The 14,225-nt window shown below is 53.9% G+C and carries 12 protein-coding genes; all 12 read right to left on the bottom strand.

The genetic code is table 11. The annotated features are described in order from the left end of the window. Positions 1 to 13: 13 nt before the first annotated feature. The gene (locus VE23_RS25570; RefSeq protein WP_084781212.1) at positions 14 to 280 is read right to left on the bottom strand and encodes a helix-turn-helix domain-containing protein; all 267 of its coding nucleotides are present in this window, start codon (positions 278 to 280) and stop codon (positions 14 to 16) included. 14 nt (positions 281 to 294) lie between these two features. Beyond that, a complete protein-coding gene (locus VE23_RS01100; protein WP_049867106.1) occupies positions 295 to 783 on the bottom strand; it encodes a hypothetical protein in 489 nt (162 codons plus the stop codon). A gap of 30 nt (positions 784 to 813) precedes the next feature. Next, entirely contained in the window at positions 814 to 4,644 is a 3,831-nt protein-coding gene (locus VE23_RS01095; protein ID WP_228551405.1) for a DUF5704 domain-containing protein, read from the bottom strand. After that, positions 4,645 to 5,700 carry a copper amine oxidase N-terminal domain-containing protein gene (locus tag VE23_RS01090; protein WP_232316759.1) on the bottom strand — a complete coding sequence of 352 codons (1,056 nt, stop codon included), beginning with the start codon at positions 5,698 to 5,700 and terminating at the stop codon, positions 4,645 to 4,647. 183 nt (positions 5,701 to 5,883) lie between these two features. After that, positions 5,884 to 6,855 (bottom strand): DUF916 domain-containing protein, encoded by a 972-nt coding sequence (locus VE23_RS01085; protein WP_049867104.1) that lies wholly within the window; start codon positions 6,853 to 6,855, stop codon positions 5,884 to 5,886. A 69-nt stretch (positions 6,856 to 6,924) separates the two neighbouring features. Further along, a complete protein-coding gene (locus VE23_RS01080; protein ID WP_049867103.1) occupies positions 6,925 to 7,908 on the bottom strand; it encodes a hypothetical protein in 984 nt (327 codons plus the stop codon). Further along, complete coding sequence (locus tag VE23_RS01075; RefSeq protein WP_049867102.1) at positions 7,895 to 8,443, bottom strand: hypothetical protein; 549 nt, start codon at positions 8,441 to 8,443, stop codon at positions 7,895 to 7,897. The genes VE23_RS01080 and VE23_RS01075 overlap by 14 nt, the downstream gene beginning before the upstream one ends. Further along, positions 8,440 to 8,832, bottom strand: a complete 393-nt coding sequence (locus VE23_RS01070) for a hypothetical protein (protein ID WP_049867101.1) — start codon at positions 8,830 to 8,832, stop codon at positions 8,440 to 8,442. The genes VE23_RS01075 and VE23_RS01070 overlap by 4 nt, the downstream gene beginning before the upstream one ends. Before the next feature lie 67 nt (positions 8,833 to 8,899). Further along, the gene (locus tag VE23_RS01065; RefSeq protein ID WP_049867100.1) at positions 8,900 to 9,379 is read right to left on the bottom strand and encodes a hypothetical protein; all 480 of its coding nucleotides are present in this window, start codon (positions 9,377 to 9,379) and stop codon (positions 8,900 to 8,902) included. Between the two features lie 72 nt (positions 9,380 to 9,451). After that, the gene (locus tag VE23_RS01060) at positions 9,452 to 11,521 is read right to left on the bottom strand and encodes a hypothetical protein (RefSeq protein WP_049867099.1); all 2,070 of its coding nucleotides are present in this window, start codon (positions 11,519 to 11,521) and stop codon (positions 9,452 to 9,454) included. Beyond that, the gene (locus tag VE23_RS01055) at positions 11,518 to 13,380 is read right to left on the bottom strand and encodes a Flp pilus assembly complex ATPase component TadA (RefSeq protein WP_049867098.1); all 1,863 of its coding nucleotides are present in this window, start codon (positions 13,378 to 13,380) and stop codon (positions 11,518 to 11,520) included. The genes VE23_RS01060 and VE23_RS01055 overlap by 4 nt, the downstream gene beginning before the upstream one ends. Then, on the bottom strand, positions 13,377 to 14,216 hold the full coding sequence (locus VE23_RS01050; RefSeq protein WP_048743945.1) for a hypothetical protein: 840 nt from the start codon (positions 14,214 to 14,216) through the stop codon (positions 13,377 to 13,379). The genes VE23_RS01055 and VE23_RS01050 overlap by 4 nt, the downstream gene beginning before the upstream one ends. Positions 14,217 to 14,225: the final 9 nt, after the last annotated feature.

The following is a 14,225-nucleotide window of genomic DNA, read 5'->3' as shown; positions in this document are numbered from 1 at the left end:
AGGTCGCACCTCCTCATACGAAGGTAATTTGGTTCGTCAGACGAATGCCTTCCTCGGAATATCTTGGCGTGAGCCGAATAAGTCCATTTTGCTGAAGCCGATGCAGGTTGCGACGCACAGCAGAAGTGGAAAGACCCACCTCTGATGCAAGTCGCCTGGACGAAAGCAGTACCGCGCCGTTTCGCCCGCCTGCACGATCCAGCAAATAGCTGTACAGCAGCTTCGCTGCAGGGGGAATAGATGCTCCGGTCAGCAACCGGTAACGGGCAAGATCATTCATAGAAGTGCATCCTCCTATCGTTCCAGTTCAGACTTCTGCTTTAGTGGTGCCGATGAAGGGGAATGGAGGGGCGACGACAATTCAATTATTCGCTCCGGCCGAGTGAAGCAATATAAATAAAAGTTATAGTCGCCGGCACGCGGAAAGCATCGCAGATAGTAACGATGCTTTGCCGTCTGTAAACAAAAGCCATAGACATCGCTGTGCCGCGCGCTTGGTAGACGGGCCTCTGGATGTTTTATACAAAAATCGTGCATGCCACTGCGGTTTTGAAGCAGCCCCTGTTCCGTCAACGCTTGAATGACCGCTCCAAGCTCCTCCCGAAAATCAGGAGTTTTCAACGAAGAGATATGTTCGAACCAAGTCGCCCAGAATGCCTCCCCATCTTTGCCGAAATCACCGCGCACATGCCCAATACAACCGCGCTCCGTATCCTTCTCGATGGAGGCGGAATAAAAATAAGCCTCATCCTCAGATGTGGCAATCTTCAGCTTCTCAATCATGCTCTTTTCCTCCCAAACGGTATGCTGTTTTTAATGGGTGCCGCCCGTACCAAAATCGTCGTAGCTGGACAAGTCGGCGTGATAAAACACAACATCCCCGTCTAGCAATAAGAACATCCCCCCGTAAGGATCGACAAAACTGCGCTGAAAACCTTCCATATGCCACTGGTTGTCCAGCGGCGCATTTTTATACTGCAAATGCGGGTGAGCGATGTCCTTATTGCGAATGGTTTCGATGTTAAAATTGACTACAAAATAGCCGTCACGCAGGAAGATCGGCGCATTGTCGTCCAGCCGGTGGGTACGTCCGTACTCGGCCAGATTCATGCCTGCTGGCACTGCATAGGGAGCAGCGGGAAGGCTATACTCGCCAAACCAGCGCTGCACCGAGGCATTAGCTCGTGCAGTATCAATGCCGGACGGCACCTGCATACTGCCGATAAACGTCCGGAGCTGCGAAGGAAGCAGCATGCCGTCGTAGCCACCGACGTAAATCCGCTTTTGCGCCGCTTCCCTCAAATACTGCTGTACATACGATGTCTGACTGCCGGAAGAACCATTCACCCTCCAAAGTGAACTGGCAGTATTGGTTAACTCCTGCTGCGACACATTGCGCAGACGGGTATCCAGCGTCACCAGCCGCTGCTCGGTGTCTTCCGTGGAGCCGATCCGAATAAACCGCTTGGTTCCCGAATGATAGTACAAGTCCACCTGTTGTCGGTTTTTGCCCTGCTTGTCAACGAAGTAAAAGGTAGGCGTGATTTTAATCCCGTCGCCCGCGCTGAACATGTTGCCGAGCGTTTTGACCTCAAATTTGAAGTGATAGCCTGTTTTTACGACAACATTTTTCTTTCCGCTCTCCGGGTGACTGCCGGGCCGAATCGGCAGCACGTAAGGGGCCGTATTGCCGCGCGCCGCGCCGTCGATCCCTTTTGTACCAACCCAATAGCTATTTCCGGTCGGCGTCGCACTGCCTGCCGCCGTTCTGAACACCTTTTCCCACTGGTAGTCGGCAACATCGGTAATTCGGAAGTCGAACAGACGGCCAATAACCTCAACCGCCACAACTTGTGTCGCCACATGATTAGTTAAGTCCAAATTGGCATTACTTTGTGATGTGAATGAAGCCGGACTGTTTTCGGCAAACGTGCGGAATAGTACATCATAATTTCCCTCATCTACCCAAACGGGCATGTAAAAAGTGGTTGTAAGCTGGCCGACAGGAATCGAAGTCCAGGTGTCCTTCGGAATCAACGTTGCGTGGTCAGCCTTGTATACATCGAATGGGAACCTTACCTGCTTGTCTCGCACATATTTGGCATAGTCCCGATTGCCGTAGCCGGTAATGTCCCGGTGCGGCCCGCTGGTAGGAATCGTCACGGTAAAGGGACGATCCAGAATAAGCGCCGAACGATCGGCTGTCGGCACCGTTTTCTGATTGTGCGCCTGATCGTTGGCTACTGATGCCAGATTGACGACGGGGGTATGCACCGTCACCGGATTGATGTCATTGATCGGGAAGCTTTGGTTCGATCCGCCGCCGATGCCCTTGACCAGCGTATAATAAATCGTGCCCGTGCTTGGCTGGCTCGCCTTGTTCGTTTTAGTCGGATCAATGACAAAGCCCGAACCATATAAAACGTCCTGCCCGATCATGGGAGATGCGGGAATCGCCCCCGGAGCGGGAGCCGTTTCCTCAACCGTCCGATTATCCATGATCGTTTGTCCGTTAAAGACGACCGTATCGTTTTTGACCTTGATTTTACCGACTGCATTTTCAGCCTCAGACTTCCAGTTCTCGCTTGGAACCGAAGGTCTACTGGAGCCGCCGTAAACCGTTTGTCCGGAAAGCACAACGTTGCGATACACCGGGTCCGTAATATGGGACGTAGCGGCTACATCATGGGTGGCGGAAACAGACGGTGTGGAATACCCGTTTGCTTGAAGCGTCACCGAACCGGAGGGAAGCGCGTAATTGACGACTGTCACCTTCTGTAAGCCATACACTTCCAAACGGTCTACCAGCCAATAGCTGTACTTTCGCTCCACGTTGTAGCTTTGGGTGACGGTTTGCGTGTCGGATCGGGATACCGGAACCGTGGTCGAATGGCCTTCGCTATCCGGCGGGCCGGGAACATATTCCGTCCAACTCAGCGTATACGTGCGGCTGACTGTAATCGGGTAAGATTTCGAGCCTTTCACTTCCGTGAATGTGTTGCGATACAAATACGCTTTGGCGCTCGCGTTAACATAAAGGCTTTCTGAGGTCGGAATGCCCTTCAAAACGTCAAAGCGTTCTGCGCCGCGCGAATCCGCCTTGATGATCGCCGATGCCGTGGCATCCATCGCCTCGGCTTGCTGGCTCGTGCCGGGTGACGAGGTATCGCCGCCATTGTCGCCTTTGCGTACGGTGTGATCCGAGGTGGAATCTCCGCTGTTACCATTAGCATCTTTCACGACGACCGTGATTTTGACGGTAATACTGGAGCCGGATGTGAATGGAATTTTGATCGGCAGCGATTTACTTGCCGTCAGCCCGCTGAGTGAGCCGGACTTATCGCTAGGCGTAACGAATGTTGCGTTCTCTATTTTTGTGATCTCATACGTTTTGAGCGGCACGGGTGACTTCGCTTCAAATACAAAATTTCCATCCACAGAGGTGACGGAAGCATCGACGTGATCTGGCGCGTCAATACGAGAGGTCACGGTAATCGGGGAAGGAATTTTATAGATGCCGACGAAGTTGGAGCCGCCAGAGCCAACCAAGATGGAGCGTTCGAGCAGCTTCGCGTCGCCTTTTTCTTGTATGAATAGCTTCTCATCCGGCTTCTTGTTGTTTGTGATATAAGTGCGAACAATTTCATATGTCTGGCCGCCAGATGTGAGCTGCGGATCAAACGTATAGTTCACTTCCTCTCCAGTCTCGTAGACGCCTTTGTCGACTTCCTTGAGTTTCGTACCATCTTCCTTTTGATAGATCGCCTTTACCGGGTTATTTTCAGCGTATTCGGCAATCGCTTCCGTTCCGCCAAGCGCAACCGTGAAGCTTCGCGTTCTCACCTTCGGATTCGTATCCGGATTTTCCTGCAACCAGCTTTTCTGCGTTAGGTCCTTCTTCGGCGATAGGTAGGAGCGGACAATACTGTACGTTTTCCCGTTATCCTCAATCGTCGCAGGAAACTCGTGGTTGATCGTCTCGCCGACTTTGTAGTCGCCCTTATGGAACGTGACCTCAGGCTGATTGAGGATCGTTCCTCTCACGGTTTTCGCAACGACATCGACAGGAAAATTCGCGCTGCGATAGGGGACGTGAATCCCAAAGTAATCATCGAGATCATCCGGGTGCGCCCAAGGTTCAGCGTTCTTGATTCCTTCTAACGTGTAAAATGGTCCTTTGCGCACGTTTCCATTGCCATCGACGGATACCATAATTGCGTACAAGTACAGGTCGTCGTTGTCCTTGATGTCTCCCATGCCTGCTTGCCACATGCCGTCCGTTACTAAATCTTCACTGACTTCGTAGTAGGTCGTGACCGGCTCTCCGGGAATTGGGGGGTTCGGATTTTGCGCGACTTGACGCACCTGTTGATTGACAAATGATGCGTGACTGCCGTTACGTGGATCACTACACTGTTTGGATGATGTATTCGTGCAGAGTTGGTCACGACGCACCGTCCAACCTACCGTTCTGTAGCGGATGGACGAGGTTGCTGCTGTGCTAGTGATTTCAAATTTGATCTTACCCTCATCTACCCGGACAGCCGGTGTCGCAGCATTCATAAGAAACGGAAAGCACGACAATAAAAAAGAGCATGCCAGCAGCATGCTCAACGTGATTCGTATGAATTTATGTTTGCGCATCTAGTTCGAGTCCGCCTTTCTAATGATATGATTGCGGAACAAACTTGCATTCGGATCGACCTTCAACGTACTTCCCCAATCGCCGCCTACATTAGTGGATAGAGAAATATCGGCGTAGCCTTCGTACCAAACACCTTTCTCAAACGTTTGTTTATTCGGGAACCACTCATCGTAAAGCAAGTCATTGCTTGCCTTGTACGAGACGAATTTAATCCTGAACTTGGATCGCACAAAGTTGTTGCCAAACCCATCTTTATAAATCATGGATGGCTCGGGATCAAGATAGCCTTCCATCTGGATTTGGTTCTCTTTGACCCATTCTGCGTAGCGGCGAATATGTTTCAGTTCGGCATCAGAGTTTTGCATTTTGGTAGCAAAAACCGCCTGCGCCCAAGCGTCATCAATCGTGTTGTAATTTACATTCAGCCAAAGCGCACCGAATGCTTTCAGTCTTCCCATCCAAATATCCACGTTCTTCTTGTTGAATTCCGGCTTCGTCGAGTAGAGGACGGATGAAACTTTGCTGTCTGTTGGATGCGAAAATGGATAGCCCATCTCGTACATTTCGTTCGGAACGTCCGCAAGAATGTATGGATAATCGCTCGCATTCTTCGGTAAGTCGGTCGTGCGAATCAAGCGCCCCCATTGGTCGATCTGCCCCGCGCTATCTTCGCTGGTCTTGATAAACACGGTGTCTGTCGGATTGTCCCAATCCACCTTCGCACCTAACACCTCGCTGACGAAACGGAGCGGCACAAACGTTCGACCGCCGCTCAGGATGGCTTTCGTATCCAAAGTGACCGCTTTGCCATCTACCTGCACAACATTTTGGTCAATCGTCAGAACGATAGATTGATCGTCTCTCGTAATCGGAACCGTCTGTGTTTTCGATTCCCAGCCGACTTTCGCTCCGAGCGATTCGGCGACAAAACGTACCGGGACGAGCGTTCGCCCGTTCTCATCAATAAACGCCTGCGCGTCGGGAAACCAGATTTTTTTGCCGTCCATGACGACGCTGACAAAGGTTGGCGGTTTACTGGCTGCGCTTGCCGTCAAACTGAATATACTTCCGAAAAGTGTCACAATGAGGAGGGATACTAACCTTCTTTTCAAATGCCTCACTCCCTAAAGAAATTGTGCGGAACTGGAAAAACTTGCTGTTGCCTACATCATAGTGCCGATTCTGTTGCCTGTCCACTGTCCGGCAGTCTGTCCTCTGCAGGAACCAGGAGCCGCTCGTTACTCCGTGCGCGAAGCCCTTCTTCTTATAACAACAACGACGATGACAAGAATCAGCAGCAAGCCCCCGTAGACGAAGGATGGGCGCAATCCAAATGAACCTTCATGATGCGGAGAAATGTCCCCAGTAGCTTGAATCACGGTTCCTGAAGGCATAGTCCGACCGTCCGTTACTTCAAAAGGGAATTCCTTCTGTTCTGTGCGGTCACCCAGCGTTGTCTTTACTTCCGCCATGTAAGAACCGGGAGAAAGCGGCCTGTTTAGGTCCGCCATGTACTGTGCGACCGTGCCTGCATAAATGGAATCAACCGTTGATTTCCTTTCAAACAAAAGCTCGCTGGCATCGTCCTGACGTTTGAGCCGCACCTCGATCTCCGGTTCGGACAAGCTATCGCCTTCATTGACCAGCAAAATCGTCAGGCTCGCTTTTCCGTTCTCCAGCGTATATGCGGCCGCGTGCGGGACAGCCTCAGGAGGCTTCGCTTCGTCCAACTTGTAGTTGAGGACGACCTGCAACCCGATTTTACGCGCCGCCGATTCCCTCATACTTTGATCGTAGACGCCGATGACGGACACGTACTGGCCCGGCTCCACACTTTCAGGTATCTGCATTTCCATTGTAAAGCTTTGCGTCTCGCCAGCCTTGAGGGTTATACTGCGATCCGGCGCCCTGTACCATGCAGCCGAACCGGTATCGGGATCGCTCGGTAAAGTAAAATCCTTTCCGCCGCCCAATGCAGGCATGGCATCGGCCGCATAGAGCAGCGCTGTTATTTCCTCATCAGTGGGATTCGTGACGTGAACCTTGTACTCTCGCTTATCGCCGGGTACTATATCCTCGACATAAGCGCCCAACTCCGGATTGATCCGGTCGGAATCCCCACTGATGACCAATTGCTGCCCGTCCATAGGGTTGGTAAATCCGGCGGCTATCCAAAAAACGATTGCCGCCAGCACCAGTCGAATCCACATGATTGATGAACTCCTTTGCTTGTATTCCGCTTGCCATCGCTTACATGAGCGAATAGGCATACGTTCCTGCTAGAAGGCCGAGCCGAGGCAAGTCAGGGGCATATATCCCTTGCGTGCGGCTGCTTGCTCGCTGGCAAACGTTTCTTCGGTCGGATAGGTGTAACCGCAGGAACTGCGGTAGTACACCTTCATACTGCCTCTCCTTGCCCCGATGATCGTTGGACGTTTCACGATGCGGCTCCCGCCAAGCGCATAGTTGTTGTACACCTTTGCTCCCATCGGGATACCTTGTACAAAAGCCAAAACGCCCACATCATCCACCGTATTGTGCCAGTCCTCATCGGAGATCAGAGGCAGGGTGAACGTGTAGGACAGGCCATTTCGAGAGACTGTTTCGTTATATCGATTGATCCGGTAGGCCAACTCGTCCTGGATCGCCCGGACAATCGTGCTTCGTCGTACCTGCTCGAAGAGCGCAGCATCCTGCAAAAGCGGTATCGTCGTTTGCTGCCGGATGTCCTGCCGCAAGCCCTCATGCCAGCTTCGGCTGGCCGCATCGTAAGCGAGTACCTGCTGGTCAAGCGTAAAGGACAGGCTGTTACCCGCCGCATCGACATACGCATAAGGCTTCTTCGTTCCCCAAGCCGGATTCATGACGGTTTTTCCGTCAGCCCCCGTCCATTCTTGCTCGGAATAGACGTAAAAGCCGTCGTAGCCGACGATCACGATAGCCGGAATGTAGCGATGCAGGACACCTTGCGACACCAGATCATCCGCAGCGCCGAAGCCCGTGTCCAGCGTCCGGTAGAACGCCGCTAGTGCTTCTTCCTTGTTCAGCGCGAAATGCTTGGCCGAGGCATATTGCGCTTCCTGCTGCTGGCTTGCGTTAACGACGAGCAACCTCGCGGCGTCGTCCACCGCCGCATCTAGTGCAGCATCGTAACTCATCTCCGACAGCACCGTCCGTCTCAGGGTATCCGTCTCATTCCGATTGACGATCGCGAAGGGAAGAAACAACAGCGCGCCGACGATAGCCCATTCAATCCATTTCATTGCGCACCACCCCGCCATACGGAATCACGATTTTTTCATTCGGGCTAATGGTATTGTTCAGAAAATCAAAGAACAACGTGCCTGCCGTCCGGTTCGTATTGCGCACAATTACCGAAAAGCTGTCGCCCGCGCGCATCCGATAACGACGGTTTGGGTCATCCTTTGCTGCCAGATTGTCGGGGAACAGCTCCGGCAGGATCTGCGCATTGAAAAACGCATCGTACTGTACCTCGTAGTTGCCCTTAAAGGTTTCGGGCCGTGTCGGATCGTCGTAAACCGGCACGTACTTCTTGCTGTCATGCTCCATCTGAACGTCGAAGGTATTGCCGGTCGCCGCAAGCGCGGTCATGAAATCGTTGTACATCGTTGGCGTGATGCCGCCTTTGTCCCGAACCGCATCGACGAAGGCTGTCGTCGCGCGCAAGGCAACAAGTTCCGAAATATCGTCCTGCTGGTCAAAGGCGGCAGAGAGCGGGTAGAGATAGAGCAGCAGAACAGCGATCAATACGGCGAAAATTTTGATCAGACTGTTCATGGCAGGCTCCTTAGTGTCAGGCGCTGCAAGTGACCAGAAACGTCCCGTTCATAGGCGGGCTGATAACGCCCCTTTAGACGTATGCCTGCGGACGAAAGCTGCTCCCGTTCCAGCGGCGGCGCGAACCGAACGCCGTCTACCACCATTTCCGCATCTCCTTCATCTAGGCGAGCGATAGCTTGCAGCACTTCCGCACCGGATACCGAACCGTCGCCCGAGAGCGGTACAGCGATTTGCTGCAAGTTACGATCCTGCGATTGGCCGGTTACATAGGCAAGCGAATTGAGTGAGGCACCGGTCTGAAACAAAATCAGACCGCTGCCTGCGGCCATGAGGAAAACGAGCAATGCTGCGCTCATCTCCAGCATCGTTCTTGGCGCATAGTTCATGTGTTACACCCCCTTCATGACGAAAGCGTCCAACCTGGGCCGGACGCTTTCGTAACCTCATCCGACCTTATTGCTGCCGGAAGACGATGCCGCGAATGACATTGCTGCTGTCCAGCACCAGCGTGCTGCGGAACTTGCCGCTTGGATTAACGTAGTTGATATCCGCTTCGTCTACGGTCTGGCTAATCTGGCCGGGTGCGGCTCCGACGATTGCGCCGTAGGTGATGCTATCCAGAGGCACACCGGTATTGATAACCTTGCCGTACCACTGACCGGTCGGGTTTTTGCCGGTAACGATCTGGATGCCAAATTGGTCCTGATCGCGGAACTTGCGAAGCGCGTTGACAACCTGACTGCCCGAAAGCGTCGTATTGTCATACACCGTAAACGCCGTTTGTGAAAGCTCCGTCTGGATATTGCTAAAATTGCTTTGAGCCGCCTTGGTCGAATCCTGGGCGGAAATAAACAGCACGACAGCCAGTGTAATGAGTGCGATGGCAAGGAAGATTCCTGCTGCCATGACAAGTGCCTTCTGCGCATTGGACATGTACAATTCTCTCCTTTGATTAGGGGATAAAAAAAACGCCTTCCCGCTGATGAAGGAAAGCGTCTATATGGGTTACTGGATGCGTTGAAGCTGATCGTAGTACACGGTCATCTGATGTAGGCTGACGACGACAAGCGGAATGACCAAATACCCGAATATCAACGTCATCAAGGGGGCAAACCCGATCCAGCGTCCCCAGCCTGCCTTTTGTTCAATTAACTGTTCATACTCCTGCTTGCGCTGCTCCCGCGCAAACGCCTGCTCTGCTTCGAGATCGTCGAATGCCTGCCGGATCGTCAAATGCTGCGAAGCCATTTCCAGCTTTTCCACGATCCGAACAAAAGGTAGAAACGGTGCATCTTCTTTGAGCTGCGCAAGCGCCTGCTCCTCACCCTGTTCAAAGTGAAGAAGGCAGGCTTGCAGTGGCTCCTTGAAGACCTGCGCGAACTGCTCCATCCATAACAGAAGCTGTTCAACCGACATCCGATCCATCCCGGCGAGCATGGCAATCACGGCCTGCAACTGATCCACCTCGTGTTTCATCTCCATCTGCCGCATACGCCGCTGGAACAGCCGAATACCAACTGGCAGCGTGTACCCGCCCCATCCTGCGGCGAAAGCCAAAAACGCTTCCCACCACGCCAGAAAAGGCTTATTCAGCTTCTCCAGCTTGCCCAGGATGCGCCGCGCCGCCTCTCGAAGCTGATCCTCCTTGACCTGTGCAGCCGGGTCCTTGCGCAGCAGGCTGATGACGCTATTTTCGCTTCGCGGCCTCACCTCCTTTAATTGATCGAGCATCCTGCGATCCAGCGCGGCGGCTTCCCGTGCCTTCGTTTCCTCCTCCGGGGACAACTGCCCGAAAAGTGTTCCCGGCTTCACAGGTGAATACAGCACCTGATGCCGCTCCGCTGCATGCAAGGACACGAATAAGCCCAGCACCGCCAAAAAGGCTGCGAACCCGGCTACGATCCGCTGCACGTAAAACCATTCGAGACGTAAGGGAGAGGCTGTATCCTTGAGCAGCCGGGTTATCCGTTCCGCTTCTCGCGAGCCGGGAACCGGCCCCAGCCGGTGGGCCAGCCAGCGCATCCACGGCCAGCCATAAACCCGTTGCTCCCATCTTTTTCGGCTGGTGGGCCTTGCTGTCGCATCCAGCTCCGACAGGTTGCGCAGCAGCACGTAGCATAGCCACACGACGACAAGCAGACAGAGTTTGGCGGCCCAACCGAAAGCGCTGGCGTAGAACGTGTCCATTGCCGGAAAAAAGTGGCTAGCCCAGGCTTCAATCGGACGGGTAAATAGCAGCGGCAGCAGCGCGATAACGGTCAGCCCCTGTAATAAGAAGCTGAGACGCTCGCGACGCAGCAATTCCAGATTCAGTTCGATGGACAGCTTTTCCAGTCCCTTGAGGTAGACCGAACCGCTTTCCGTTTGCTGATCGCCATGCTCCTTGATGAGATATGACAATCCCGCAAGGCCCTGCAAATAACGATTCGGGGCATGCTCCACATATTGCGCCAGTTTATCTTCGGCGTCGCTGTCCGTCAGCATGTCGTACAGCTCTTGCCCGTGCAGCGCCATTTCATACGGCGCGCTGTCCGCCGATTCATAGACGGCTTCATCTACCATCCCGTGACGATGGTAATGATGTCTCACATCCCCAAGAAACAGACGAAGTTGTCGCAGCAGCCGCATTTCGAGCCGATAAACACCCATATCCGAGAGGATGCCGTGGCCGACCCAAAGACCAATGCCGAGCATCGCCAGCGTGTAAGGGTCGCGCACCGCCAAAACAAGCGGAATCGCGGCCAAAAACAGGACAAGCCACATCAAGAGCGCCGATTTCATCACCTCAAGCCGCAGCTTCCATTCGTCCCCGAGCCGCAGGATGACCAATCGCCTGCGAAGGTGCAGCAAGTACATCCTTAAAACCGGCATCTGCTCGCAAACGCTGTATAGCTGCTGCATGAAACTGTAAACCGCCTGCTTGCGAGGCGCTTGCCCCGGCTTACGCAGCGCTTCGTAGCGCCGGACTGCCGCCACCTCCGAATCACGCCGGGACAGCCACAGGAAGGCCGCGACAGCGGCAAGAAAGAGCACGGTTGCGATGCCGAGCAGAGGGGAGAGCCATTCCTGAATCATGTCTCATCCCCCCAATGGGATGCCAGAAACGCATCAAAGACGGCCTTATCGGGGCCGCTCAAGTATTCCGCAATCTCGCAGCGACTTTGCTCGGACAGGGGATGAACGGCAGCGTAACGGCCGTCGCGGTATTCGACGAGATTTCGGGCGGTGTACAGCGGGCGATCCGTCGAGCGGCGGAAGTATTCGAGCGTCGTTTCCATAAAGGCTGCCATCCGTTCGTCCTTTGTCATTTTCCCGCGAAAGGCTTCCGGGTACGCCGTCTCCTGCGGCACTGGGACGCATTCCGTAATGCGCTCGATATAGCGCCGTCCGTCCAGGTCGCGGCGGAGGTGAATATCGAAATTGACGACGCTGACGACCTGCTGCTCCGCCACACGCTCGTTCGTAAACACCTTTGTTTTCAACAAGGAATTGCGGAGAGACAGCACAAGGTCACGGAAGGTTTTGGCGTGATGCGTGAACAAGGTGAATAATGACGCCACCTGTGCCATCTGAACCATCCAAGCGGCGACCGGGTCGGTCGCTACCTCGCCCAAAATATTGACAGAGCCGTCCGTCTTCTTCTGGATGTCCAGCCCCTGTTGACCGGAAATCGTCTCGGTTTCGCGCAGGCTGACGATGTTGCGTTCTGGATAAATTTTGCGCAATTGAAGCTCAAAGCTCATTTCCTGTACCCGGATCGGCAGCACTTCTGGAATATGACGAACCATCGCCATAAGCAGCGTTGTTTTGCCGCTGCCCTGCGCGCCGGTAATCGCGGTGATCCGCGCACCCGATACCAAGTAACGAATGAGGCCAATCGGCAATTCCGCGCCTTCGTCCTGAATCAACTGCTCTAGTGTCGCGCTTTGCACGTCGAATTTGCGCACAAAAAAAGCCCACGATTCACTGAATCGGGGGCGTAGCACGACGACGCGGGAGCCGTCTGCCATTTCATTGACCTTAAATCCGTTCGCCTCGGACAACTGGCCGGGAAAATTGTGCTTGTAGATGATCTGGCAAACGCGTCGCAGTTCCTGCTCGGAGCCGAAGGACAAGAAGCTCAGGTGGATGGACTTCCCCTTGTAAAACAGCCATATGCTGTCATGCGAACGGGGCAGCGACTGAAGCTGTGCGTCCTCCTCCAGCGACCATTCGCCCTCCCACATGAGCGGCGGCAGACCGGATACGCCCCCGGATACGCCGTCCACACGCATGTCGCGCAACTCGTCCACGACGCTGAATCCCTTGTAATGCTGATAAATCCGCTGGACGACAAGTTGGAGCTTATCGTCCGTCGTCAAACGCGGCGCTTCACGGGCGAAGACGCTACGAATATCCTCCGCCGTAATCCGGTACGTTTCAAGCTGGCCTTCCTCGTTTCGTCTTTGCCGATCCCATTCATAGGTTTGAACGAGCCGGTCGAGCGCATGAAGCCCGGCTTCCTTTTTATATGTGTAAAGCAGAATATCAAACTGGTCTTGCGCGGAGAGGGACTCCGGCTGATGAAATGGCAGCAGGAGGTTCAAATTCGCATCGTCCAACTCATAGCGCTGCACGAGCAGGTCGGCAATGATCTCCTTGACGTATTCCTTGTCCCGCAGATCACCGGAGGTGCAGCCCCGCAGCGCCTTTTTCAGCTCCGCCCGTTTGCTTTTTCGGCGGCGGTATTCTTCCTCCGACAAACCGAAGTCGGCTAGGTTGCTGCTGGTTAACTCGTGTAGCGTTGCTTTTACGAAAGTGGTCATCGCTTCCAGCGTATATACCGATGTGTCGTCCGTCCGTTCCGGCAATCGTCGGCTCAGGCGCAAATAAAGGAAGAAGATTGAAAGCAACAAGAGCGCGATCAGGATGAAGGCATTGAGCAAAGCCGTCATGGCGTGTCGCCCTCCTTCCCTTCGAAAAGGTGCTGCCTTGCGCCTGCGCTTTCTATCACAGCCTGCGCCAATCGTCGCACCTGCTGCACGAACAGGTGGTTCTCATGACCGCTTGCTATCTTTCTGTTGCGAAACCAGAAAGGATTCGCTTCGCCATGCTGTGCCGCATCCATCCAGCCTGTATTATGTGCAACAGGGTACACGGTCGGTCCTATACGGAATTGACGCATGAGATTTTTAGAAGTGAGCGTCGAATAAGGGTCGTACTGTCCGAACACGAGCAGCGTTCTTCGGCCTTGCAGCATCGCTGCTTCTGCCGATTGAAAAAATCGCTCTAGAAGGAGACGGTTTTGCGGCAGGCAGACGACCCATACGTCGGCCTGCTGCCGCAGCATTTCGTCCCAAGCCGACCCGCTGCCGCTCCCCCCATCCAACAGCACTACATCGTAAGCGCGGCGGGCAACCGCAAGCAGCGGTGTGAGCCATTCCTTTGCCGTTTCGATAAAGATATCCTCTTGCTTGATGGAGCCGGGCAAAATATCCAGGCGATCCCGCAGTAACGGATGGGCATAGTCACGCAGCATGACAGGCTCCAGCTTGCGGTTTTTCAGCAGACGCAAGAGCGCATCAATTCCCGTGTCCGGGGTATGCATGTCCTCTCTTCCGGCAGGTCGATAATAGGCTCGTTCGACAGCGGCGTAACTGCTTAGCAAATGCCCAAGCAACAGCAATCGCGCCGAATATTCCAAACCCATGCACGTCGCCGCGGCGAGCAGATTAGTCGTTGTCCCGGCCTGACCTGATACAGGACTCCAAAATACAACGGTAGCTCCCATAAACGTTCT

Origin of the sequence: Paenibacillus sp. D9, assembly GCF_001188365.1 — a bacterium.
Classification (GTDB): domain Bacteria; phylum Bacillota; class Bacilli; order Paenibacillales; family Paenibacillaceae; genus Paenibacillus_O; species Paenibacillus_O humicus.
The sequence above is the reverse complement of the archived record's forward strand: the minus strand, read 5'-3'. Positions and strand labels throughout refer to the sequence as shown.